Source organism: Mycobacterium sp. NPDC049093 (genome assembly GCF_040704635.1).
Classification (GTDB): domain Bacteria; phylum Actinomycetota; class Actinomycetes; order Mycobacteriales; family Mycobacteriaceae; genus Mycobacterium.
The window spans coordinates 530,701-551,873 of sequence record NZ_JBEZJS010000006.1 but is presented as its reverse complement, the minus strand read 5'-3'; the positions used below and the strand labels follow the sequence as shown (position 1 = coordinate 551,873).

At 68.1% G+C, this 21,173-nt stretch carries 22 protein-coding genes; 16 read left to right on the top strand and 6 right to left on the bottom strand.

The genetic code is table 11. The features are described from left to right. Positions 1 to 76: 76 nt before the first annotated feature. The 4 genes from AB0876_RS25835 to holA all read left to right on the top strand — a co-directional run bounded on the left by AB0876_RS25835 (position 77) and on the right by holA (position 4,343). Complete coding sequence (locus AB0876_RS25835) at positions 77 to 868, top strand: SPFH domain-containing protein (protein WP_491841275.1); 792 nt, start codon at positions 77 to 79, stop codon at positions 866 to 868. 98 nt (positions 869 to 966) lie between these two features. Beyond that, entirely contained in the window at positions 967 to 1,815 is an 849-nt protein-coding gene (locus AB0876_RS25830) for a ComEA family DNA-binding protein (protein WP_491841276.1), read from the top strand. Then, positions 1,796 to 3,367: a ComEC/Rec2 family competence protein gene (locus AB0876_RS25825; RefSeq protein ID WP_491841277.1), complete on the top strand. Its 1,572-nt coding sequence runs from the start codon at positions 1,796 to 1,798 to the stop codon at positions 3,365 to 3,367. Before AB0876_RS25830 ends, AB0876_RS25825 begins: the two co-directional genes overlap by 20 nt. A 25-nt stretch (positions 3,368 to 3,392) precedes the next feature. Further along, the gene (gene holA, locus AB0876_RS25820) at positions 3,393 to 4,343 is read left to right on the top strand and encodes a DNA polymerase III subunit delta (protein ID WP_498887062.1); all 951 of its coding nucleotides are present in this window, start codon (positions 3,393 to 3,395) and stop codon (positions 4,341 to 4,343) included. Between the two features lie 33 nt (positions 4,344 to 4,376). On the opposite strand, the gene rpsT is transcribed toward holA, so the two are convergent. Continuing rightward, positions 4,377 to 4,637: a 30S ribosomal protein S20 gene (gene rpsT / locus AB0876_RS25815; protein ID WP_055115535.1), complete on the bottom strand. Its 261-nt coding sequence runs from the start codon at positions 4,635 to 4,637 to the stop codon at positions 4,377 to 4,379. A 237-nt stretch (positions 4,638 to 4,874) separates the two neighbouring features. Here rpsT and AB0876_RS25810 point away from each other — a divergent pair, with 237 nt between their 5' ends. From AB0876_RS25810 to AB0876_RS25800, 3 genes are read left to right on the top strand one after another with little or no spacing between them, the layout of a single operon-like run. Then, positions 4,875 to 6,536, top strand: a complete 1,662-nt coding sequence (locus AB0876_RS25810) for a circularly permuted type 2 ATP-grasp protein (protein ID WP_491841279.1) — start codon at positions 4,875 to 4,877, stop codon at positions 6,534 to 6,536. Between the two features lie 16 nt (positions 6,537 to 6,552). Further along, positions 6,553 to 7,527 (top strand): alpha-E domain-containing protein, encoded by a 975-nt coding sequence (locus AB0876_RS25805; RefSeq protein ID WP_055115532.1) that lies wholly within the window; start codon positions 6,553 to 6,555, stop codon positions 7,525 to 7,527. Further along, a complete protein-coding gene (locus AB0876_RS25800; RefSeq protein ID WP_526043257.1) occupies positions 7,528 to 8,367 on the top strand; it encodes a transglutaminase-like domain-containing protein in 840 nt (279 codons plus the stop codon). Here the strand turns inward: AB0876_RS25800 and AB0876_RS25795 are convergent. Further along, the gene (locus tag AB0876_RS25795; protein ID WP_526043256.1) at positions 8,351 to 8,845 is read right to left on the bottom strand and encodes a MarR family winged helix-turn-helix transcriptional regulator; all 495 of its coding nucleotides are present in this window, start codon (positions 8,843 to 8,845) and stop codon (positions 8,351 to 8,353) included. The genes AB0876_RS25800 and AB0876_RS25795 overlap by 17 nt on opposite strands. Positions 8,846 to 8,933: 88 nt before the next feature. On the opposite strand from AB0876_RS25795, the gene AB0876_RS25790 reads away from it, so the two are divergent. Together AB0876_RS25790 and AB0876_RS25785 are read left to right on the top strand one after the other, a co-directional pair. Continuing rightward, positions 8,934 to 9,641 carry a hypothetical protein gene (locus tag AB0876_RS25790; RefSeq protein WP_491841282.1) on the top strand — a complete coding sequence of 236 codons (708 nt, stop codon included), beginning with the start codon at positions 8,934 to 8,936 and terminating at the stop codon, positions 9,639 to 9,641. A gap of 8 nt (positions 9,642 to 9,649) precedes the next feature. Continuing rightward, positions 9,650 to 10,501, top strand: a complete 852-nt coding sequence (locus tag AB0876_RS25785) for a TIGR03560 family F420-dependent LLM class oxidoreductase (protein WP_526043255.1) — start codon at positions 9,650 to 9,652, stop codon at positions 10,499 to 10,501. Here AB0876_RS25785 and AB0876_RS25780 read toward each other — a convergent pair. Then, entirely contained in the window at positions 10,498 to 11,955 is a 1,458-nt protein-coding gene (locus AB0876_RS25780; RefSeq protein WP_491841284.1) for a HEAT repeat domain-containing protein, read from the bottom strand. The genes AB0876_RS25785 and AB0876_RS25780 overlap by 4 nt on opposite strands. 141 nt (positions 11,956 to 12,096) lie before the next feature. Continuing rightward, a complete protein-coding gene (locus AB0876_RS25775; RefSeq protein WP_491841285.1) occupies positions 12,097 to 12,957 on the bottom strand; it encodes a ribonuclease Z in 861 nt (286 codons plus the stop codon). Positions 12,958 to 13,059: 102 nt separating this feature from the next. On the opposite strand from AB0876_RS25775, the gene AB0876_RS25770 reads away from it, so the two are divergent. Together AB0876_RS25770 and AB0876_RS25765 are read left to right on the top strand one after the other, a co-directional pair. Further along, complete coding sequence (locus AB0876_RS25770; RefSeq protein WP_064882456.1) at positions 13,060 to 13,491, top strand: CBS domain-containing protein; 432 nt, start codon at positions 13,060 to 13,062, stop codon at positions 13,489 to 13,491. 123 nt (positions 13,492 to 13,614) lie between these two features. Then, positions 13,615 to 14,223: a GNAT family N-acetyltransferase gene (locus AB0876_RS25765; protein WP_491841286.1), complete on the top strand. Its 609-nt coding sequence runs from the start codon at positions 13,615 to 13,617 to the stop codon at positions 14,221 to 14,223. Positions 14,224 to 14,244: 21 nt separating this feature from the next. On the opposite strand, the gene AB0876_RS25760 is transcribed toward AB0876_RS25765, so the two are convergent. Further along, the gene (locus AB0876_RS25760; protein ID WP_491841287.1) at positions 14,245 to 14,493 is read right to left on the bottom strand and encodes a DUF6480 family protein; all 249 of its coding nucleotides are present in this window, start codon (positions 14,491 to 14,493) and stop codon (positions 14,245 to 14,247) included. A 234-nt stretch (positions 14,494 to 14,727) separates the two neighbouring features. Here AB0876_RS25760 and AB0876_RS25755 point away from each other — a divergent pair, with 234 nt between their 5' ends. Genes AB0876_RS25755 through AB0876_RS25740 form a run of 4 tightly spaced genes read left to right on the top strand, consistent with a single transcriptional unit; the run spans position 14,728 to position 18,561 of the window. Further along, a complete protein-coding gene (locus AB0876_RS25755; RefSeq protein ID WP_491841288.1) occupies positions 14,728 to 15,765 on the top strand; it encodes an ABC transporter substrate-binding protein in 1,038 nt (345 codons plus the stop codon). Positions 15,766 to 15,785: 20 nt separating this feature from the next. Next, positions 15,786 to 16,772, top strand: a complete 987-nt coding sequence (locus AB0876_RS25750) for an ABC transporter substrate-binding protein (protein WP_526043288.1) — start codon at positions 15,786 to 15,788, stop codon at positions 16,770 to 16,772. After that, entirely contained in the window at positions 16,769 to 17,794 is a 1,026-nt protein-coding gene (locus AB0876_RS25745) for a FecCD family ABC transporter permease (protein WP_491841289.1), read from the top strand. Before AB0876_RS25750 ends, AB0876_RS25745 begins: the two co-directional genes overlap by 4 nt. Beyond that, positions 17,791 to 18,561 (top strand): ABC transporter ATP-binding protein, encoded by a 771-nt coding sequence (locus AB0876_RS25740; protein WP_491841290.1) that lies wholly within the window; start codon positions 17,791 to 17,793, stop codon positions 18,559 to 18,561. The genes AB0876_RS25745 and AB0876_RS25740 overlap by 4 nt, the downstream gene beginning before the upstream one ends. Here the strand turns inward: AB0876_RS25740 and AB0876_RS25735 are convergent. Then, positions 18,558 to 19,205 (bottom strand): type II toxin-antitoxin system PemK/MazF family toxin, encoded by a 648-nt coding sequence (locus AB0876_RS25735; RefSeq protein ID WP_526043254.1) that lies wholly within the window; start codon positions 19,203 to 19,205, stop codon positions 18,558 to 18,560. The genes AB0876_RS25740 and AB0876_RS25735 overlap by 4 nt on opposite strands. A gap of 67 nt (positions 19,206 to 19,272) precedes the next feature. Here AB0876_RS25735 and lepA point away from each other — a divergent pair, with 67 nt between their 5' ends. Beyond that, on the top strand, positions 19,273 to 21,147 hold the full coding sequence (gene lepA, locus AB0876_RS25730) for a translation elongation factor 4 (RefSeq protein WP_491841292.1): 1,875 nt from the start codon (positions 19,273 to 19,275) through the stop codon (positions 21,145 to 21,147). The last annotated feature ends 26 nt before the right edge of the window (positions 21,148 to 21,173 follow it).

The window sequence follows — 21,173 nt, the reverse complement described above, 5'->3', positions numbered from 1 at the left end:
CGGTAGGCACACCACCGTCGCACAATCGAACTGTGGGGCGGGCTCGCCCCGCGACGCCATGAATCGAGGTCAGATCATGGACATCCTCTATGCCCTGTCTGCGGCCGGGGCCGGCGCGGTCGCCCTGCTCTGGCTCGGCGCGAACAACATTCGTGTGGTCAGGCAGTACGAGCGCGGCGTGGTCTTCCGGTTCGGCCGGGTCCAGGACAACGTCCGGCAACCAGGGTTGACGATGCTCGTTCCGGTGGCCGACCGGCTGCAGAAGGTCAACATGCAGATCATCACGATGCCGGTTCCCGCGCAGGACGGCATCACCCGCGACAACGTCACCGTGCGGGTCGATGCGGTCATCTACTTCAACGTGATCGACCCGGTTCGCGCGGTGGTCGACGTCCAGGACTACATGTCGGCGATCGGCCAGGTGGCGCAGACCTCCCTGCGGTCGATCATCGGCAAGAGCAACCTGGACGACCTGCTGTCCAACCGGGAACGACTCAATCAGGGGCTGGAACTGCTGATCGACAACCCGGCGGTGGGCTGGGGGATCCACATCGACCGGGTCGAGATCAAAGACGTCGTGCTGCCGGATTCGATGAAGCGCTCGATCGCGCGTCAGGCCGAGGCGGAACGGGAACGACGGGCCCGCGTCATCACCGCCGACGGCGAACTGCAGGCGTCCGAGAAGCTCGCTGCGGCCGCCGATGTGATGGCGGCTGACCCGGCGGCCCTGCAGCTGCGGCTGCTGGAGACCGTCGTCGAAGTGGCTGCGGAGAAGAACTCCACCGTGGTCCTGCCGTTCCCGGTGGAACTACTGCGGTACCTGGAGCGGGCGACGCCCCAGCCGCCTTCCCCCAGAGTGGTGGGGTGACCAGCCGGTAATCCCCAGCGCACGATTCATCCACAGGAGGTGCGCGCCGGCGCCCCGGGCGCCTGGGATCGTCGTCGCCCGCACTTACCGTCGCGGGCATGGGAACCGATTTGTCGGTGGAGCGGCTCCGTCGTCTGGGCGGTGGTCGTCGGGGTAGCGGAGATGAGGCCGACGCCGAGGGCGTCAGCGGCGAACAAGACACCGCCTCCGAGAGCGCGCTGTCGAGATGGCTGCCCGATACGGCGCCGGGGGACGGCCCGGGCTGGTTGACGAGGGTCCGGGCCGACCCCGGCCGCGCCGGGGCCGTGGTGCTGGCCGGCGTCGGGGTCCTCGCGATCCTGGTCACCGTTTTCACCTTGATCCGTCAGCAGGCACCGCCGGTCGCCTCGGCCAATCTGCCACCGGTGCAAATGGTTTCGTCGGCGGGCCCGACACCGGATGCGAACGCCCCGCCAGGACCGGTGGTGGTCAGCGTCGTCGGGCTGGTGCACAAGCCCGGTCTGGTGACCCTGCAACCCGGGGCGAGGATCGCCGATGCGCTGGAAGCCGCCGGTGGCCCACTCGACGGTGCCGACCTGATCGGGCTGAACATGGCCCGCCGGGTCGGCGACGGCGAGCAGATCGTGGTCGGCATCGACCCGCCGCCGGGGCAACCGGCGACCATGGGCAGTTCGGTCGCCGGCGACGCGCCGCCGTCGAGGCAACCCGGTGCGCCGCAGAAAGGGGCTGCGAAAGCCACCGCCGGCGCGCAGTCGGGGCCGGTGGACCTCAACACGGCGACGGTCGAGGACCTCGACGCGTTGCCCGGTGTCGGTCCGGTGACCGCCGAGGCGATCGTGGCCTGGCGGGCGGCCCACGGCCGGTTCGACAGTGTCGATCAACTCGGCGACGTGGACGGGATCGGTCCGGCGCGCTTGGAGAAACTGCGTGAGCTGGTCCGGGCGTGATGCCTCCGACCGGGACGGGCACGCCGACGACGGGTGGGCCGCGGGGCAACCACTGGATCTGCGCCTCGTCCCGGCCGCCCTGACCGCGTGGTCGGTGTCGGCGGCGGCCATCGTCTGGGGTGCGGGCGCCGCGGTGATGGTGGGCCTCGGCGCAGTGGGGTTGACCTGGCTGGCCGCCCGCTGGGGAGACGGCCAGGGCGCGGGTGTTGCTGCTGCCGTTCTGGCGGTGGCGGCCGTCGCGGCCGGATTCGGCGTCGCCGTCGGGCTGCGCGTACATCAGGTCGACCATCACCCGATCGGTCGTCTCTACGGCGCAACCGCGACGGTCGAGGTCGTTCCCGCCGAGACTCCGCGGACGATCAAGGGCGGTCGGGTGATGTTCCGGGCCGCGCTGCGTCGGGTGGATCAGTCCTCGATGTCGGGGCACGTCCTGGTGTTCGCACCACCTGGCTTCGGGGCGGTCGATCCGGGGCGTCCGGCGACATTCCGGGCATCCGTGCGGCGTCCGGGCCGCAGGGATCTGAGTGTGGCCGTGCTGTCGGCGTCGGGTCAGCCGTCGCTGGGTGAGGCATCGGCGGTGCAGCGCGCCGCCCAACGGATCCGGGCCGGCTTCGCCGAGGCGGCCCGGGCGGTGCTGCCCGCCGATCAGGCGGCCATGCTTCCCGCGTTGGTGCTGGGGGACACCTCGACGGTCACCGGCACGACGACCGCACAGTTCCGCACTGCGGGTCTGACCCATCTGACTGCGGTGTCGGGCGCCAACGTGACCATCGTGTGCGGTGCGCTGCTGCTCGGCGCGGCATTGATCGGGCCGCGAGCGGCCGTGCTGCTCGCGGGCGCCGGGCTGGTCGGGTTCGTCATCGTCGTGCAGCCCTCGGCCAGCGTGTTGCGGGCCGCGGTGATGGGGGCGGTGACCCTGCTCGCGGTGTTGACCCACCGGCGTCGGCAGGCGGTACCCGCATTGGCCGCCAGCGTGATCGCGCTGATGATCGCCACCCCCGAACTCGCGGTCGACGTCGGGTTCGCGTTGTCGGTGTGTGCGACGGCGGGCATCGTCGTGCTGGCGCCGGTATGGTCGGGCCGGCTGCAGGCCCGCGGCTGGCCGCGCCCGGTGGCGGCGGCGGTCAGCGTCGCGGTCGTGGCCCAACTGGTGACCGCGCCGCTGGTGGCCGGGATCTCAGGGACGGTCAGCCTGGTGGCGGTCGCCGCCAATCTCGCAGTGGCGTGGGTGATTCCGCCGATCACCATCCTCGGCACCGCGGCGGCGGTGTGCTCGACGGTCTGGCCGGGTGCAGCCCAACTGTTGATCCGGTTCACCGGACCGGAGCTGTGGTGGCTGCTGTCGGTGGCCCGCTGGGCTTCGGCACTGCCGGCAGCCGCCGTGCCGTCGCCCTCGGGGTTGGCCGGCGTGGTGTCGGTGGCACTGGGCGGGTTGGCGTTGACGGTGTTGTGGCGGCTGCGCTGGATGCGTCGCGGGTTGGCCGCGCTGGTGTTCGGGTTGCTGGCCTGGGCGCTGGCGGGCCAGGTGGTCGGGGCTGTCGGGTCGGCGTGACACGATCATCGGTGTGAGCGAACAGATCGACGGTCTGCACCTGGTTCTGGGCGATGAGGAACTGCTGGTCGAGCGTGCGGTGGGGTCGGTGCTGCGGGCGCTGCGCCGGCAGGCCGGGTCCGATGACGTTCCGGTGGACCGGATGCGGGCCGGTGAGGTCAGCACCAGCGAGCTCGCTGAGTTGCTGAGCCCATCGCTGTTCGCCGAGGAACGCCTGGTGGTGCTCGAGGCGGCCGCCGAGGCAGGCAAGGATGCCGTGGCCCTGATCGCCTCGGCCGCAGCCGATCTGCCGCCCGGTACGGTGCTGTGTGTCATCCACTCCGGTGGAGGGCGGGCCAAGGCGCTGGCCGATCAATTGAAAAAGCTTGGCGCACAGGTGCATCCGTGCGCGAAGATCAGCAAGCCGGCCGAGCGTGCAGATTTTGTGCGGGGCGAGTTCCGCACACTGCGGGTCAAGGTGTCCGACGACACGGTCACCGCGGTACTTGACGCGGTCGGCTCGAACATCCGTGAGCTCGCCGCGGTGTGCTCACAGCTGGTGGCCGACACCGCAGGGCAGGTCGACGCGGTCGCGGTGCGCCGCTATCACAGCGGCAAAGCGGAGGTGAAGGGCTTCGACATCGCCGACAAGGCGGTGACCGGAGATGTCGCGGGGGCCGCTGAGGCGTTGCGGTGGGCGATGCTGGCCGGCGAGCCGCAGGTGGTCCTAGCCGATGCGCTGGCCGAGGCGGTGCACACGATCGCGCGGGTGGGTCCGCTCTCGGGAGATCCGTACCGGCTGGCCGGTGAACTGGGGATGCCGCCCTGGCGGGTGCAGAAGGCGCAGAAGCAGGCGCGCCGATGGTCGCGCGACTCGGTGGCCGAGGCCATGCGGGTGGTCGCCGCACTCAACGCAGACGTAAAGGGCGCAGCGGCAGATGCCGACTACGCCCTTGAAACAGCGGTACGCCGGGTGGCGGAACTCGCCACCCGGTGAACCGGGAAAACTATTTCGGGTTGAACCGAAGGATCAGAGCTTGTTCAGCGCCAGGGCCAGGGCCGACTTCTTGTTGGCAGCCTGGTTGGCGTGGATGACGCCCTTGCTGGCGGCCTTGTCGAGCTTGCGGCTGGTCGACACCAGCAACTCGGCGGCCTTGTCCTTCTCGCCCGCGTCGATGGCCTCGCGGAAGCCGCGCACGGCGGTACGCAGCGACGACTTCACCGACTGGTTACGCAGCCGACGACGCTCGTTGGTGAGGATGCGCTTTTCCTGCGACTTGATGTTGGCCACGTAAAAATTCCTTCGTAATTCTCTAGCTGGGGTTACCGAAGTCTGGGTGCGCACACCCGCACTGCGGGCAGCGACTGTTCAGGGTACCAGCGAGGCGTCCGAACTCCCAAAGCGGCGCCGGCCGAACGTGGGCTGCCCGCGCCCCGGTTCCAGACACTTGTACCACGTCAATCGGCCTTTGGCCTGCCGAAACGGGCTGCGCCGTTGACCCGGCGAAACGGCGTCAGGTGCGGCAGCATGGCAAGGGTGAGCCTGAGAACAGTCCGTAGCCAAGGGCCAGGGTCGAACGGGTCCGGCCCAGCCGGACAGCGTGCCGCTTCGGCGCGCCGCGTCAGACATCAGGGCGTCTTCGACGGCTACAACCGGTTGGGCCGCTACTCGGAGGCTTTCGACGAGATGTTCGACGGCTCTGGCAACGTGCGCGGACCGTACAAGGGGATCTTCGCCGAGCTTGCTCCGTCGGACGCCTCCGAGCTGCGGTCGCGGTCGGACGCGCTGGGCCGGGCGTTCATCGATCAGGGCATCACATTCTCGTTGTCGGGCCAGGAGCGGCCGTTCCCGCTCGACCTGGTGCCGCGGGTGATCTCGGCGGCCGAATGGTCTCGGCTGGAACGCGGCATCACCCAGCGGGTGAAAGCGCTGGAGATGTATCTCGACGACGTCTACGGCGAGCAGGAGATTCTGCGGGACGGCGTGATCCCGCGTCGGCTGGTCACGTCATGTGAGCACTTCCACCGGGAAGCCGCGGGCATCGTTCCGCCCAACGGGGTGCGTATCCACGTCGCGGGCATCGATCTGATCCGTGACGACAAGGGCGTCTTCCGGGTGCTCGAGGACAACCTGCGGTCGCCGTCCGGGGTGTCCTATGTGATGGAGAACCGGCGCACGATGGCGCGCGTTTTCCCGAACCTGTTCGCCACCCACCGGGTGCGTGCCGTCGGCGACTACTCGTCGCACCTGCTGCGGGCGCTGCTCAACGCCGCACCCACCAATGTCGCGGACCCGACCGTCGTGGTGCTCACCCCAGGCGTCTACAACTCGGCCTACTTCGAGCACTCGCTGCTGGCCCGGCAGATGGGGGTCGAGTTGGTCGAGGGGCGCGACCTGTTCTGCCGCGACAACGCCGTCTACATGCGCACCACCGAGGGCGAGCGTCAGGTCGACGTCATCTACCGACGCATCGACGACGCGTTCCTGGACCCGATGCAGTTCCGGCCCGACTCGGTGCTGGGGGTGGCCGGCCTGCTCAACGCGGCCCGGGCCGGCAACGTCGTGATCTCCAGTGCGGTGGGCAATGGGGTCGGTGACGACAAGCTCGTCTACACCTACGTCCCGACGATCATCGAGTACTACCTGGGCGAGAAGCCGGTGCTGGCCAATGTCGACACCTACCGCTGCTGGGTGGACGCCGAACGGGAAGAGGTGCTCGACCGGATCGACGAACTCGTCATCAAGCCGGTGGAAGGTTCGGGCGGGTACGGGATCGTGTTCGGTCCGGACGCCTCGGCCAAGGAACTGACCGCGATCGCCAAGAAGATCCGCAACGACCCGCGCGGCTGGATCGCCCAGCCGGTGGTGCAACTGTCCACCGTGCCCACCCAGATCGGCGACAAGCTGGCGCCCCGGCACGTGGATCTGCGCCCGTTCGCGGTCAACGACGGCAACGACGTCTGGGTCCTGCCGGGCGGGCTGACCCGGGTGGCGCTGCCGGAAGGGTCTCTGGTGGTCAACTCCAGCCAGGGCGGTGGGTCGAAGGACACCTGGGTGCTGGCATCGCGGACGTCTGCGGCCGATCGCGAACTCGCCGCGGCCGAGGTGGTGCGGTCACTGCCGGAAACCGCCAACGGGCCCAAAAGTGATGGCGCAGCTGATGGTTCGTCGTCTCAACAACAGCAGTAGCAGGGGGTGGGGGTAGATGCTGGCGCGCAATGCCGAGTCGTTGTACTGGATCGGACGCTATGTGGAACGGGCCGACGACACCGCACGCATCCTCGATGTCACGGTGCACCAGTTGTTGGAGGACTCCAGCGTCGACCCCGACGTGGCCTCACGCACGCTGCTGCGGGTGCTCGGGATCGAGCCGCCCACCCGCCGCCTGGACGTGTGGTCCTTGACCGACATCGTGGCGTTCAGCCGCGACAGCGGGGGTAACTCGATCGTCGACTCGATCTCGGCTGCCCGCGAGAATGCCCGCGGTGCCCGCGAAGTCACCTCGACCGAGATCTGGGAGTGTCTCAACACCACCTACAACGCGCTCGCCGAGCGGGAGCGCGCGGCCAAACGCCTTGGCCCCCACGAGTTCCTGTCCTATGTCGAGGGGCGCGCGGCGATGTTCGCGGGCCTGGCCGATTCGACGTTGAGCCGCGACGACGGCTACCGGTTCATGTTGTTGGGGCGCGCGATCGAGCGCGTCGACATGACCGTCCGGTTGCTGCTGTCGCGGGTCGGGGACAGTGGGTCGTCGCCGGCCTGGGTCACGTTGCTGCGCTCGGCCGGGGCCCATGACACCTACCTGCGTACCTACCGCGGCGTGCTCGACGCCGGTCGGGTGGTCGAGTTCATGCTCCTGGATCGGCTGTTCCCCCGGTCGATCTTCTATTCGCTGCGGTTGGCCGAACACAGTCTCGACGAGTTGCTCAACCGGCCGCACAGCCGGCTGGGGGCCACCGCCGAGGCTCAGCGGCTGCTGGGCCGGGCGCGCAGTGAGCTCGAGTTCCTGCAGCCGGGGGCGCTGCTGGAATCGTTGGATGCCCGACTGGCCGGCTTGCAGAAGACCTGCCGCGACGTCGGAGAAGCGTTGGCACTGCAGTACTTCCACTCCGCACCCTGGGTGGCCTGGACCGACGCCGGTCACGGGGATGTGGTTGTGATCGAGGAGGGCGAGGTTTAGATGTGGCGGCTACGGGTGGTGCACTCGACCGGATATGCGTACAAGTCGGCGGTGACGGCGTCGTTCAACGAGGCCCGATTGACCCCGCGGTCGGATTCGCGTCAGAACGTCATCCTCAACCGCGTCGAGACCATCCCGGCGACCAGGTCCTACCGGTACGTCGACTATTGGGGTACGGCGGTGACAGCTTTCGACCTGCACGCTCCGCACACCGAGTTGGAGGTCTCGGGGTCCTCGGTGGTCGAGACCGACGTCGCGGAGAAACCCGATGAGCTGGCCGGGTGGGATGACCTGGATACCGAGGCCGTGATCGACCGGTTCGACGAGGTGCTCAGTCCGACCCACTACACACCGCACAGCAAGCGGATCGCGCGCGTGGGACAGCGGATTGCCAAGGAGCACGATCCGTTCGAGGCGGTCGGGGCGGTGGCGCAGTGGGTGCGTAGCGAACTCGACTATGTGTCGGGTACCACCGGGGTGCACTCCTCGGGTCTGGATGCCCTGCGGGAGGGCAAGGGCGTGTGTCAGGATTTCGCCCATCTGTCGTTGATCATGTTGCGGTCCATGGGAATTCCGGCCCGGTATGTGTCGGGTTACCTGCATCCGTCGCGGGAGGCGGTGGTGGGCGACACCATCGACGGTCAGAGCCACGCCTGGATCCAGGCGTGGACCGGCGGCTGGTGGCACTACGACCCGACCAACGACTCCGAGATCAACGAGCAGTACGTCAGTGTCGGTGTGGGCCGGGACTATTCGGATGTGGCCCCGCTCAAGGGGATCTATTCGGGTGAGGGCTCGACGGATCTCGATGTGGTCGTGGAGGTCACTCGGCTGGCTTGAGCCGGCCCGCACCGGCGCGGCCCAGGTTGCGAAAGCCGGGGTGCACGTGCGGTGCCAGCTCGTGGTGCACGGCGAGGGTCTGCAGCAGTACGTGGAGGTTGTCCCGTTGGGCGGCGTCGAGGCCGGCGGTCATGCGCTCATCGTGCCGGCGCGCCAGCTCTCCGATGCGGCGCAGCGTCTTCTTTCCCGCGGTGCTGAGGTACAGCGCGTGTAGTCGGCGGTCGTCGGGATTGCGGCGTCGTTCGACGTAACCGCGGTCCTCGAGGTCGTCGACGTAGCTCACCACCCGGCTGGGCAACAGGCTCAGTTGGGTGCTCAGGGCCTGCTGGCTGAGGCCGGGCTGACCGCCGATGGCGCGCAGGATGCCGGCGTGCGGAGGGGTGAGCTCGAGGGTCTCCATCTGCTCGGCGAACAGTGTCGCCGCCCGGTGGCCGAGTTGCGCCAGCAGGAATGCCACGGTGTCCGGCCCAGTTTCCACGTCGAAACCGTATCACTGACAAATGGTTCAAAACTGAAAACATTCACACGGTTGCCGCGGGGGTGACTACGGGCATATCGTTCAACCCATGAACGATTCAACAGCTGATCGAATCCGGCCGCCGCGATCGGGGGGTCCTCAAGGCGGACCACCCTTGGCCCCGCTGGCAGCGGTCTCGCTCGCGTTGGTGCTGGTGGGGCTGGGCGTCGGCGTCGCGCTCGGCGGGGTGATGCCGTTGCCGTACGGCGCGGCCGTAGATGTCCTCCGATATGTCCACGACCATCACGGGGCGGTGCAGGCCAGTGCGGTGGGCACGTTCGCGGCGTCGGTACCGCTGGCGATCTATGCCGCGACGGTGAGCACCCGGTTACGGCAACTCGGCGTGACGGCGCCGGGTGCGACCATCGCCCTGGCGGGCGGGGTTCTCGCCTCCGGTGCACTCGCCTTGGCTGGGCTGATCTGCTGGACGATGTCGCGACCCGAGGTGGTGGTCGACGACGGTCTGATCCACGCGCTGTACTACCTGGTGTTCCTCACGGGCGGGGTTGGGCACATTGTCGCGCTCGGTCTGCTGCTGGCCGGGATCGCGGTGCCCGGCCTCATCCTCGGGCTGTTGCCGCGGGCGCTGGCCTGGACCGGTCTGGGCATCGCCGCGCTGGCCGAGGTGGCCACGCTGGTACTGATCTGGCCAGAAGCCGCGGTGATCCTGCCGATCGCCCGGTTCACGGGCCTGATCTGGCTCATCGTCGCCGGTGCCCTCCTGCCGACGCGCCGGGCCCACGTGCGGCACGGATGAAGCTCAGCGTGAGTGTCACGAACTATTCGTGGCCGGAACCGATTCACGAGCGACTCGCCGATCTGGCGACGTTCCTCGACCGCACCGCCGTCGACACCCTGTGGGTGGCCGATCATCTCGTGCAGGCCGACCCCTCCTGTCGGAGCGACGCCCCGATGCTCGAGGCGTACACCGTGCTCGGTTACCTCAGTGCGGCGACGCGGCACATCCGGTTGGGCACGATGGTGACCGCGGCGACCTTCCGCGCGCCCGCCCTGTTGATCAAGACGGTGACGACGCTCGACGTGCTGTCGAACGGGCGGGCGTGGCTCGGGCTCGGTGCGGGCTACAACGCTGCCGAGGCCACCGCGATGGGACTGTTCCTACCTGACACCGAGGAACGGTTCGAGCGGATGACCGAACTGCTGCAGTTGGCCGGTCAGATGTGGCGCGGCGACCAAACAGCGTTCCTCGGTGAGCATCTGACTGCGCAACAGCCGATCGGCAGTCCGCTACCCGTCACCGCACCGCATCCGCCCGTGCTGATCGGCGGAACGGGTGAGCGTCGCACACTGCGGCTCGTCGCACAGTACGGCGACGCGTGCAACCTGTTCGACATACCCGACGGCGGCGCCACGATCCGCAGGCAGCTCGAGGTTCTCGATCGGCATTGCGCCGACGTCGGACGGCGGGCCGACGCGATCGAGCGAACGGTGACCACGGCGCTTGACGACGATGCGCGGCCTGAGGCGCTCGTCGAGCGCTGCCACGCGTTGGCGGACTCGGGAATCCAGCATGTTGTGGTCATCGCCCGCGGCCGGCCGCTGACCGGTGCCGACCTCAATTGTGTTGCGGGCGCAGCGGATCGGCTCGCCACCTAATCTGACAACCCCAGGTGCCAGCGCAGGAGATGGGCCTCGTGGACGCCGATGGTCGGCTCGGCGGCATCGATGAGCGAACCCAGGCGATCGAGGGTGGACGGGTGCGGCAGCTGGTATGCGGTCGAGGCCTCGCGGTCCAACCATCCGCTGAGATCTGTGCTGGCATGGGCGCGCAGCTTGTCGTCGACGTCGACGACACCCTGCAGGTCGGCCTCGATCCGTGCCCAGGTATCCCTGCTGACCAGCAGGCTGAACGCCGCTTGCCGAACGTGTGGTGGCTGGTCCGCCCGCAGCAATTTCCACAACCGATCCGTCGGCGGACGGTCTGGCTGACCGCGTAGCGCGGCCAGGACCGCACGCACGACAATCGGGGCGGGGTCGGTGAGCATGCCCGAGATCCTGTCGAGGGGGCCACCCAGCCGGCGCACTGTCCGTACCGCCTCGGCTCGCACCCGCGGCCGGTCATGCTCGAGATAGCAGCAGACCAGCTCCACGTCATCGTTGGTGCCGCACTCGCCGAGCCCGGCGACCACACCGCGCAGGTGTGCGTCGTCAACCGAGAAGAGCAACTCCCGGTAACGTGCAGCCGCGTCCCGGCCGGCACGGCGCATGGCCCACTGGGCAGTTGCCCGCACAGTCGCCGACCGATCAGCCAGGACTGGTTCCCCTGCCTCTGGGCGCCCGATCTGGACCAGGCCGGCAAGTGCCTCGGCGCGCACCCGCGTGAAGCGGGCGCCGAGCAGATGCTCCAACGTGTCCGATTGCCCGCGGCGTATGGCGGAACGGACGACAGCCTCGACACACAAACTCTGGCAGACGTTGTCCCGCTCGGTCAGGGCCGCCTCGACGACTGCCGTCGAGTCGGGCTGAGCCTGCTCGAGCCACACGCGGTAAGCCAGCCGGCGGACGTGGACATCGCCGCTCATGCGTGCCGCGTCGAGCGTTCCGTCCGTCCGTGTCCGCAACGCCTCGGTGACCGCTGCGACGGCGTGCTCGCCGCGACGCCAGTCCCGCATTGCCATCGCGACGCCCGTCGCCGCGATCAACGCATCCGCATCTGCGTCGGCGAGCATCGCGGGCAGCGCCGCGGCGGCGTCGACCCGAACCGGTTCCGCCCAATCCGCGGTACGGATCAACAACAGGGGAAGCAGCCGCTGACCATCCCGCATCGACCGGGAATTCACAGCACGCTGCCGCTGCCGACCGTCTCCGGAGCAGGCGGTCAGCAGCAGGGCCACGGAATCGGACCTGTGCCTGGCGGCCTCGATGATCTGTCGCCATCGGTAACTCGGATGCCGCACCTTCCGCAATGCGGTGTCCAGCCGCAGCCAGGTGCGTGGGCGTACGGACGACAACACCGACATCACCTTGTCGAGCTCAACCCCGTCGGCGGCCAGTTGAGCGAGGATGTTCGCCGCCGCGTAGAGGCTGCCTCCGCCGTCCGCCTCAGCCATCGCCGTGGCCAAATCGTCCAGAGGGTCATTTCCGGGTTGCCCCGACCCCTGCATCGCGATCACCCCTTCCCGCTCGGTGCGGTTCAGTGTGAGCGCAGCGCCCGGGTCGATGCCAACGGATTTCGTGGCGCACGCCGCAGATCAGCTGCGCGCCTTGGTACACACTCCGGGATGAACCTGGACACGGTGCAGATCGTCACCCAATTCGATCTGTCGGTCGAATTCCGATGCGGCCAACGCCCGCCAGTCGTCCTCGGTGCCCGCAGCGATCGCCGGAACGTAGTGGGTCAGGATCAGGATGCCCACGCCGGCCCGGGTGGCGGTGGCAGCCGCTTCTTCCACCGACGAGTGGTAGTCGCAGATGTCGCGGATCCGTTGCATCGGAAGCTGATTCACCAGGTCTTTGCGAATCACGGTGTGCACCAGGGCTCCTGCGCCGGCGGCCAAGGCATCGAGACTCTCGCATGGCACGGTGTCGCCGGCCAGCACCACGGACGCGCCGGCATGCTCGACCCGGAACCCGATGGTCGGTGTCACCGGCCGGTGATCGGTGGGGGCGGCCTGGATGCGCACGCCGTCGTGATCCCAGACCACACCCGTGGTGTGTTCATGTACCTCCACGGGTGGCGGAGCCGTCAGGTCCGCGTGATGGGCGATGCGGTAACCGATGTCATGCCCGAAGGCCCGCAGTGTCGCCTCGACCACCTCGGCGGTGCCCGGGGGACCGATGATCGGCAGGGGAGCGGCATCCGCGGTGAACGTGCTCACCCAACGGGTGATGATCACGTCGCCGAGGTCGGCGATGTGATCGCTGTGCAGATGAGTCAGCAGCAGCGCGCTGAGCTGGTTGGCGCCCGATCCGGCGGCAGCCAGGCGCTGCAGCACGCCGCGCCCGCAGTCGATCAGGAACGTCTGGCCGCCGGCGCGGACCAGGGTTGACGGCCCGGCCCGCTCCGGATCGGGAATCGGGCTACCGGTGCCGAGCAGCGTGACCTCGATCATGGGGTCATTCCTACTCGTCCCGAACCAAACAGGCGTGGCTTCTTCCTAACTGACGAACACCGCTTTAGCCTGGTGTGAGGTGGATCACGATGGAGGCTGCCGATGCGAATCGCGGACGTGCTGAAAAACAAGGGCACGGCGGTGGTGACGATCTCGCCCGAGACCACAGTGACCGAGCTGCTGGCGGGGCTGACCGAGTTGAACATCGGTGCCATGGTCGTGATGGGACCCGACGGTTTGGCCGGCATCGTCTCGGAACGCGATGTGGTGCGCAAACTGCACGAACGCGGCAGCAGCCTGTTGGCGCAGCCGGTGTCGGAGATCATGACCACGGTGGTGGCGACGTGCACGCCCCGCGACACCGTCGATCACCTCAGCGCCTTGATGACCGAGAACCGGGTACGCCATATCCCGGTCCTCGACCGCGGCAGGCTCGCCGGCATCGTCAGCATCGGGGACATCGTCAAGACCCGCATGGAAGAACTCGAGGCCGAGCAGGAACAGCTGCAGGCCTACATCACCCAGAGCCGTTGACCTGAGTGCTCATCGCGGCGCCGCGAACTCGGTCGGCCACGCGATGATCGATGCGGCTATGAACCAACGTGCTCCGCACATCAGGCATTCCGCGCACGTCCGCAGGTATGCGATGGTGGGCACATGGCCGCCGTCGACGTCCGTCCCGCCCACAAATCAGACATCAAACAGCTCGCCGCTGTCCTGGGCCGGGCGTTCCACCACGACCCGGTGATGACGTGGATGTTGCCGGACGACACGCACCGGAAGCGGGCGCTGGCCCGGATGTTCGCCACCATGACCCGCCACCATTTCCTCGCCGGAGGAGGTAGTGAGGTGGCGGTGCAGGACGGTGTCATCGGCGCGGCAGCACTGTGGGATCCACCCGGCTGCTGGCGGCACACCCAACTGCAGGAGCTGCTGATGATGCCCGGCTTCGCCGTGGCTTTCGGGCGCCGGGCCGGTCGGGGCCAGCAGATCGCCGGGTTGATGAAAAAGCATCACCCCGAGGACCCGCACTGGTATCTGGCGGTGATCGGCAGCGATCCCACCGTGCGCGGTGGCGGTTTCGGGCACGCTCTCATGCAGTCCCGGCTGGACCGGGTCGACGCCGAACACGCTCCGGCGTATCTGGAATCGAGCAACCCCGACAATGTTCCCTACTACCTGCGTTTCGGGTTCGAGGTCACCGGCGAGATCGTGCTGCCCGACGGCGGACCGGTGATGACTGCGATGTGGCGCCGACCGCGGTAGGACAGATCGGCCGGCGGCCGGCTATCCGAATACGCCGGTCATCTTCATGATCAGCAACACACCGACCGCGACGAACACCGCGATGAGCAGCACCACCCCGATGATCGCTGCCACGGATGTGGGCGTGTACCGATGCCTGGGCCGCGGTGCGGGTTCGCCCAGGCCCGAGGTTTGCGCCGAGTCGGGCGGGGTGGCGCCGGGAGCGACACCGCCGCCGGGTTCCAGATCGGGAATCTCGGCCGGATCGGGATCGGGTGGTAGCGCGGTCATGGCCTAGGAATGCCCGCTGACGCCGATTTAATGCGTCGGAACGCCCGTCGCGGGCAGGCAATCACGCCACATCGTGGCTGTTACAGTGCGAAGACCGACCAACAGGGGAATCCGGTGCGAAACCGGAACTGACGCGCAACGGTATGAGGCACCGCCTCGAGTCCGATCACCTGTGGCCGGGTGTGACTGTCGACGGCTCCGCGACCGAGCCCTGTATCGAAGGAAGTCTTGGCCGTGCGGGTATTCGCGGTGTTGTCCCTGTTGGCTGTGACACTGTCACTCACGGTGGCGTGCGGGCGCCCCGACCCACCTGCGGACAACGCGGGCGCGGCATCTGCCGGGCCAGGCCCCACCAGCTATCCACTCACCATCGAGAACTGTGGTGTGACCGTCACGTTCGACGGGCCTCCGCAGCGGGCGGTATCGCTGTACCAGGCGTCGACGGAAATTCTGCTGGCGCTCGGTCTGGCCGATCGGATGGCCGGCACCTCCACGTGGTTCGACCCGGTCCTGCCCGAACTCGCGGACGACAACGCCGAGGTGCCCAGGCTGGCCGACAACGACCCGGGTCTGGAAGCAGTGCTGAGCGTGGAGCCGGATCTGGTGACGTCGGCCAGCGCTCATACCTTCACCCCCGCGGTGGTCGCCGACCGTGCCAGGTTCGCCCAGCTGGGTATCCCGACGTATCAATCGCCTTCGGTGTGCACCGGAGCGAAGGTCGATGGTGAGACCGTCACCCGTACCGAGCCGCTGGCATTCGACACGCTGTTTCGGGAAATCACCGAGCTGGCGCAGATCTTCGATGTGCAGCAGCGTGGCCGGGACCTGATCACCCGGCTTACCCGGCGGCTGGACGACGCACCGTCGATCACGGCGTCCAATACCACTGTGGCGTTCTGGTTCTCGGGGCTGCGGACGCCGTACCTGGCCGGATGCTGCTCGGCGCCCGGCCTGTACGCGACCGAACTCGGTGTCACCAATGTCTTCGCCGACGCCCGCGAGGACTGGCCGGAGGTCAGCTGGGAGTCGCTGGCCGATCGTGACCCTGACGTGCTGATACTGGCCGACCTCAACCGCAGGCGCATCGACGGTGATTCCCTGGACACGAAAGTGAAGTTCCTGGAATCGAATCCGGTGACCAGGAACATGGCCGCGGTGCGCGAGAAGCGGTATGTCGTGCTGACCGGGTCCGAACTCGACCCCGGAATCCGGGAGATCGACGCGGTGGAGAAGCTGGCGGCCGGTTTCAAGACGTTCGGCCTGGCCCAGTGAACCGGCTGATCGCCTGCGGGATGGGTGCGCTGCTACTGGCCGGGTGTGCCCAGGCCGGCCCGACCGCGGCCTCTCAGATGGCGGCTGGATATCCAGTGACCGTGCAGAATTGCGGTAGGCAGGTGGTGATCGACGCACCGCCGCAGCGGGCAGTCTCGCTCAACCAGAGCTCCACCGAGATCCTGTTGTCACTGGGCTTGGCCGACCGCATGGTCGGCACCGCCACCTGGACCGATCCCGTCCGATCCGACCTGGCGGCCGACAACGCCCGGGTGCCACGCCTCGCGGTGAACAAACCGTCTCTGGAGAGTGTGCTCGACGCCGAACCCGATCTGGTGACGGCCTCCTTCGGCGGAACCCTCGGGCCGGGTGGCGTCGCCGACCGGGATCAGTTCGCGCAACTCGGTGTCCCGACGTATCTCGCGCCCAGCGACTGCGAAGGCAAGACCTCGGTCAACGGTGACGGAGCGCGGAGCGCAGCGTTCACCATGGATGCGATCTACACCGAAATCCGGGATCTGGCAACGATCTTCGATGTCGCCGACCGCGGCGATCAGCTCATCGCACAGTTGCGTCACCGGATGGCCTCGGCCGCCGAGACCGAAAACGACATCGATATGGCGTTCTGGTTCTCCGATATCCGCGCCCCCTACTTCGCCGGCTGCTGTGGATCGCCCGGGGTGATCGCCGGGACGGTCGGGGCGCGCAACGTGTTCGCCGACACCACCGACGAATGGCCGCAGGTGAGTTGGGAGAGTGTGGCCGACCGCGACCCGGATGTGTTGGTGCTGGCGGACCTGAGCCGACGCACGATCGACGGGGACGCGCTGACGACCAAAATCGAGTTCCTGGAATCGAATCCGCTGACCCGGGGACTGACCGCGGTGCGGCAGCTTCGCTACATCGTGGTCAACGGGGCCGATCTCAACCCGTCGATCCGCACGGTGGACGGGGCCGAGAAGGTGGCGAAAGGCCTGCGGGACCTCGGGTTCGGTTCACCGCGGTGAGCGTGCGCACCGGGTGGCTGGGCGGGCTGTGGGTTGGCGGCCTCCTGCTGCTGGTGTTTTCGGCTGCGGTGGCCATCACCATCGGGCCCGCCGCACTGTCGGTCGCAGACGTATACCACATCGTCGGCGACCGGCTCGGCCTCGGCCAGTCAGGGGCCACCCGACTACAGGAGAGCATCGTCTGGCAACTGCGGCTGCCCAGGGTCGTGCTCGCCGCGATCTGTGGCGCCGGGCTGGCGTTGTGCGGGGCGATTCTGCAGTCGCTGCTGCGTAATCCGCTGGCCGACCCGTTCGTGCTGGGGGTGTCCTCGGGCGCGTCGACGGGTGCCGTGCTGGTAGCGGTGCTTGGTGTCGGCGCCGGCACGTTGAGCCTGTCCGGCGGCGCCTTCATCGGCGCGGTGGTGTCGTTCGCCGTGGTGCTGCTGCTCGCCTACGCCGCCGGCGGCGGGACGGACCGGGTGGTACTGGCCGGAGTGGCCGGGACCCAACTGTTCTCGGCGCTGACTTCCTTCATCGTGTTGTCGTCGGCGGACGCCGAGCAGACCAGGGGAGTGTTGTTCTGGCTGCTGGGTTCGCTGGCCGGAGTGTCGTGGTCCGACGTGCTCCTCTGCGCGGGTGTCGTCGGGGTCGGGTTGGTGGTGTGCCTGGCCTTCGCGCGCACTCTCGACGCCTTCGCGTTCGGGCAGGATGCCGCTGCAACCCTGGGCGTTTCGGTGACCCCCGCGCGCATCGTGTTGCTGGTGATCACCGCGCTGATGACCTCGGCCCTGGTCAGTGCGGCCGGCGCGATCGGGTTCGTCGGGCTGGTGCTGCCGCATGCCGCACGATTCGTCGTCGGGCCCGGCCATCGGCGTCTGCTGCCCACCGCGGCGATCTTCGGCGCGGTCTTCATGGTGTGGGTGGACACCTTGGCCCGGACGGTGTTCGCGCCGCAGGAGTTACCCACCGGGGTGGTCACCGCTCTGCTCGGGGTGCCCGCCTTCGCGTTGATCCTGCTGCGGCGCAAGAAGGTTGACCGATGACCCTGCGGGCAGATGAGGTGCGTTGGACCCGGTCCGGCCGGGTCGTGCTCGACGGGGTCACGGTGGATCCGGCTCCCGGAAGCACGGTCGGGTTGTTGGGCCCTAACGGGTCCGGCAAGTCCTCGCTGCTGCGACTGCTGGCCGGCCTCGATCGGCCCGACTCAGGCGCCGTGCAGCTCGACGGTCGTGATCTGCACAGGATGTCGCGGCGCGCGGTGGCGCGACGGGTGGCGATGGTCGGCCAGCACGCGGACACCGACCTGGACATCGCGGTGCGCGATGTGGTCCGGCTGGGGCGGATCCCGCACAGCTCGGTGTTCGGCGGTGGTGGCGACGACACCGTCGCGGTGGTGGCCGCCCTGTCGGCCACCGGTCTCGACGGTATGGCCGACCGCCTGTGGCACACCCTCTCGGGCGGGGAGCGTCAGCGCGTGCAGATCGCTCGGGCTCTCGCACAGGAGCCCAGCGAGTTGCTGCTGGACGAGCCGACCAATCACCTCGACATCGCGCATCAACTGGAGATCCTGGCGCTGATCCGCACGCTCGACGTCACCGCCGTGGTGGCCCTGCACGACCTCAACCTCGCGGCGATGTTCTGCGACCACGTGGTGATGCTGTCGGCGGGAAGGGTGGTGGCTGCCGGCAGCCCGGTCGCGGTGCTGACCGAAGACCTGGTGGCCGACGTGTACGGCGTGCAGTGCCGGATCACGGTCGACGACGCCGGACCGTACGTCCGGTTCGTGGGAGGCCGCGGCTCGGCGGGCTAGCTCCAGGAATACTCGGCGCGCAACCGGATGGCGACCGATTCGAACCGCCCGCGGTCCAGGATCGCGCCCTCCCGGCGGATGCCCTCCTCGGGGACGTCGAGCACCCGGTCCAGCCGGACCCAGCTCGGCCGGCCGTCGTAATCCCAGGTGCCGACGCCGATGCCGATCCAGTCCGGATCGTCTCGGTGGTAGTCCTGGCTGGACAGCATCAGCCCGAGCAGGGTGCGCTGATCGCGGCCCACCACCAGAACCGGGCGGTCCTTTCCTTGGGTCGGATCGTCCTCGTAGACCACCCAGGTCCACACGATCTCGCCCGGATCGGCCTGCCCGTCCAGATCGGGCGCGTAGACGACTTTGCGGGCCCGGTGTGCGGTGGGCACGCTGTTCTTCGACACCGGCCGGCCGGCGGTGATCGCCTGGGGCGCCGGGGCGGCCGCGCCGGCGAGGACGCCCAGCCCCAGCCTGAGGCCCTGCTGAAGCCCCTGTTGGAGGCCTTGCTGCACGGTGCGGGGCACGTTGTCCGTGGTCTGTAGCTGGCGCACGAACTTGGGTGCCTCGTTGAACACCAGGTTCTCGGCACCGTCCATCACGCCCTTGAGAACCTGTTGGAACGCCTTCCACTGCGACGCAATGGTGTCGAGCATATGCGAGGGGACCCCTGGCGATTGTGTCGCGACGGTGGTTGCTCGATACCCTTAGGGGGCACAGCACGTGCTGGACACCCACGCTCACCAGGAGATTCCCATCAGCAGCTTCGCCGACAAGACGTTCACTGCGCCGGCGCAGATCAGGAACTTCTGCATCATCGCCCACATCGACCATGGCAAATCGACGCTGGCGGACCGGATGCTGCAGCTCACCGGCGTCGTCGACGACCGGTCGATGCGGGCGCAGTACCTGGACCGGATGGACATCGAGCGTGAGCGCGGCATCACGATCAAGGCACAGAATGTGCGCCTGCCCTGGAAAGTCGGCGATGAAGAGTTCGTGCTTCACCTGATCGACACCCCCGGCCACGTCGACTTCACCTACGAGGTGTCCCGCGCCCTGGAGGCCTGTGAGGGCGCCGTGCTGCTGGTCGACGCCGCCCAGGGCATCGAGGCGCAGACGCTGGCCAACCTGTACCTGGCGCTCGACCGCGACCTGACGATCATCCCGGTGCTCAACAAGATCGACCTGCCCGCCGCGGATCCCGAGCGCTACGCCGGTGAGCTCGCGCACATCATCGGGTGCGAGCCGTCCGACGTGCTGCGGGTGTCCGGCAAGACGGGCGAGGGCGTGGCCGAACTGCTCGACGAGGTGGTCCGGCAGGTGCCGGCACCGACGGGAGATTCGGACGCGCCGGCCCGGGCGATGATCTTCGACTCCGTCTACGACATCTATCGCGGCGTCGTCACCTACGTGCGCGTCGTCGACGGCAAGATCACCCCGCGCGAGAAGATCGCGATGATGTCCACCGGTGCCACCCACGAACTGCTCGAGGTCGGCATCGTCTCCCCTGAACCGAAGGCCAGCGACGGTCTCGGCGTCGGCGAGGTCGGCTATCTCATCACGGGTGTGAAGGACGTCCGGCAGTCCAAGGTCGGCGACACCGTGACGACGGCGCGGAAGGGTGCCACCGAGGCGCTGACCGGCTACCGGGAGCCCCGGCCGATGGTCTATTCCGGGCTCTATCCGGTGGACGGCTCGGACTATCCGGTGCTGCGCGAGGCGCTCGACAAGCTCCAGCTCAACGACGCGGCGCTCACCTACGAGCCGGAAACCTCGGTGGCGCTGGGCTTCGGGTTCCGCTGCGGATTCCTCGGGCTGCTGCACATGGAGATCACCCGGGAGCGCCTGGAACGCGAGTTCAACCTCGATCTGATCTCCACCGCGCCCAACGTGGTCTATCGCGTTGTCAGAGACGACGGCTCCGAGAGTGTGGTCACCAACCCGTCGGACTGGCCCGAGGGCAAGGTGCGCGAGGTCTACGAGCCGGTGGTCAAGACCACCGTGATCGCGCCCAGCGAGTTCATCGGCACCATCATGGAACTGTGCCAGTCTCGGCGCGGTGAGCTCGGCGGCATGGACTACCTGTCGCCCGAGCGCGTCGAGCTGCGCTACACCATGCCGCTCGGCGAGATCATCTTCGACTTCTTCGATTCGCTGAAGTCCCGCACCCGCGGTTACGCGAGCCTCGACTACGAGGAGGCCGGCGAGCAGATGGCAGATCTGGTCAAGGTCGACATCCTGCTGCAGGGCGAGGCCGTGGACGCGTTCAGCGCCATCGTGCACAAGGATTCGGCGTCGGCGTACGGCAACAAGATGACCACCAAGCTCAAGGAGCTCATCCCGCGCCAGCAGTTCGAGGTGCCGGTACAGGCCGCCGTGGGGTCGAAAATCATTGCCCGCGAGAACATTCGGGCAATCCGCAAGGACGTGCTGTCCAAGTGCTACGGCGGTGACATCACCCGTAAGCGCAAGCTGCTGGAGAAGCAGAAGGAGGGCAAGAAGCGCATGAAGACCATCGGTCGCGTGGAGGTTCCTCAGGAGGCTTTCGTCGCGGCGCTGTCCACCGATGCCGCTTCGGACAAACCCAAGAAGTAGCCGCGCCCGGGATAGCTTCGTGCTGA

Bases quoted from the DNA above. Each gene is read 5' to 3' on its own strand.
- AB0876_RS25830 (WP_491841276.1), top strand. From the start codon at position 967: ATGGGAACCGATTTGTCGGTGGAGCGGCTCCGTCGTCTGGGCGGTGGT.
- AB0876_RS25735 (WP_526043254.1), bottom strand. From the start codon at position 19,205: ATGCTCGACACCATTGCGTCGCAGTGGAAGGCGTTCCAACAGGTTCTC.
- AB0876_RS25775 (WP_491841285.1), bottom strand. From the start codon at position 12,957: ATGATCGAGGTCACGCTGCTCGGCACCGGTAGCCCGATTCCCGATCCG.
- AB0876_RS25765 (WP_491841286.1), top strand. From the start codon at position 13,615: ATGGCCGCCGTCGACGTCCGTCCCGCCCACAAATCAGACATCAAACAG.
- AB0876_RS25800 (WP_526043257.1), top strand. From the start codon at position 7,528: ATGTGGCGGCTACGGGTGGTGCACTCGACCGGATATGCGTACAAGTCG.
- AB0876_RS25780 (WP_491841284.1), bottom strand. From the start codon at position 11,955: ATGGCTGAGGCGGACGGCGGAGGCAGCCTCTACGCGGCGGCGAACATC.
- AB0876_RS25740 (WP_491841290.1), top strand. From the start codon at position 17,791: ATGACCCTGCGGGCAGATGAGGTGCGTTGGACCCGGTCCGGCCGGGTC.
- AB0876_RS25790 (WP_491841282.1), top strand. From the start codon at position 8,934: ATGAACGATTCAACAGCTGATCGAATCCGGCCGCCGCGATCGGGGGGT.
- AB0876_RS25805 (WP_055115532.1), top strand. From the start codon at position 6,553: ATGCTGGCGCGCAATGCCGAGTCGTTGTACTGGATCGGACGCTATGTG.
- AB0876_RS25810 (WP_491841279.1), top strand. From the start codon at position 4,875: ATGGCAAGGGTGAGCCTGAGAACAGTCCGTAGCCAAGGGCCAGGGTCG.
- AB0876_RS25770 (WP_064882456.1), top strand. From the start codon at position 13,060: ATGCGAATCGCGGACGTGCTGAAAAACAAGGGCACGGCGGTGGTGACG.
- AB0876_RS25760 (WP_491841287.1), bottom strand. From the start codon at position 14,493: ATGACCGCGCTACCACCCGATCCCGATCCGGCCGAGATTCCCGATCTG.
- AB0876_RS25750 (WP_526043288.1), top strand. From the start codon at position 15,786: ATGGGTGCGCTGCTACTGGCCGGGTGTGCCCAGGCCGGCCCGACCGCG.
- AB0876_RS25835 (WP_491841275.1), top strand. From the start codon at position 77: ATGGACATCCTCTATGCCCTGTCTGCGGCCGGGGCCGGCGCGGTCGCC.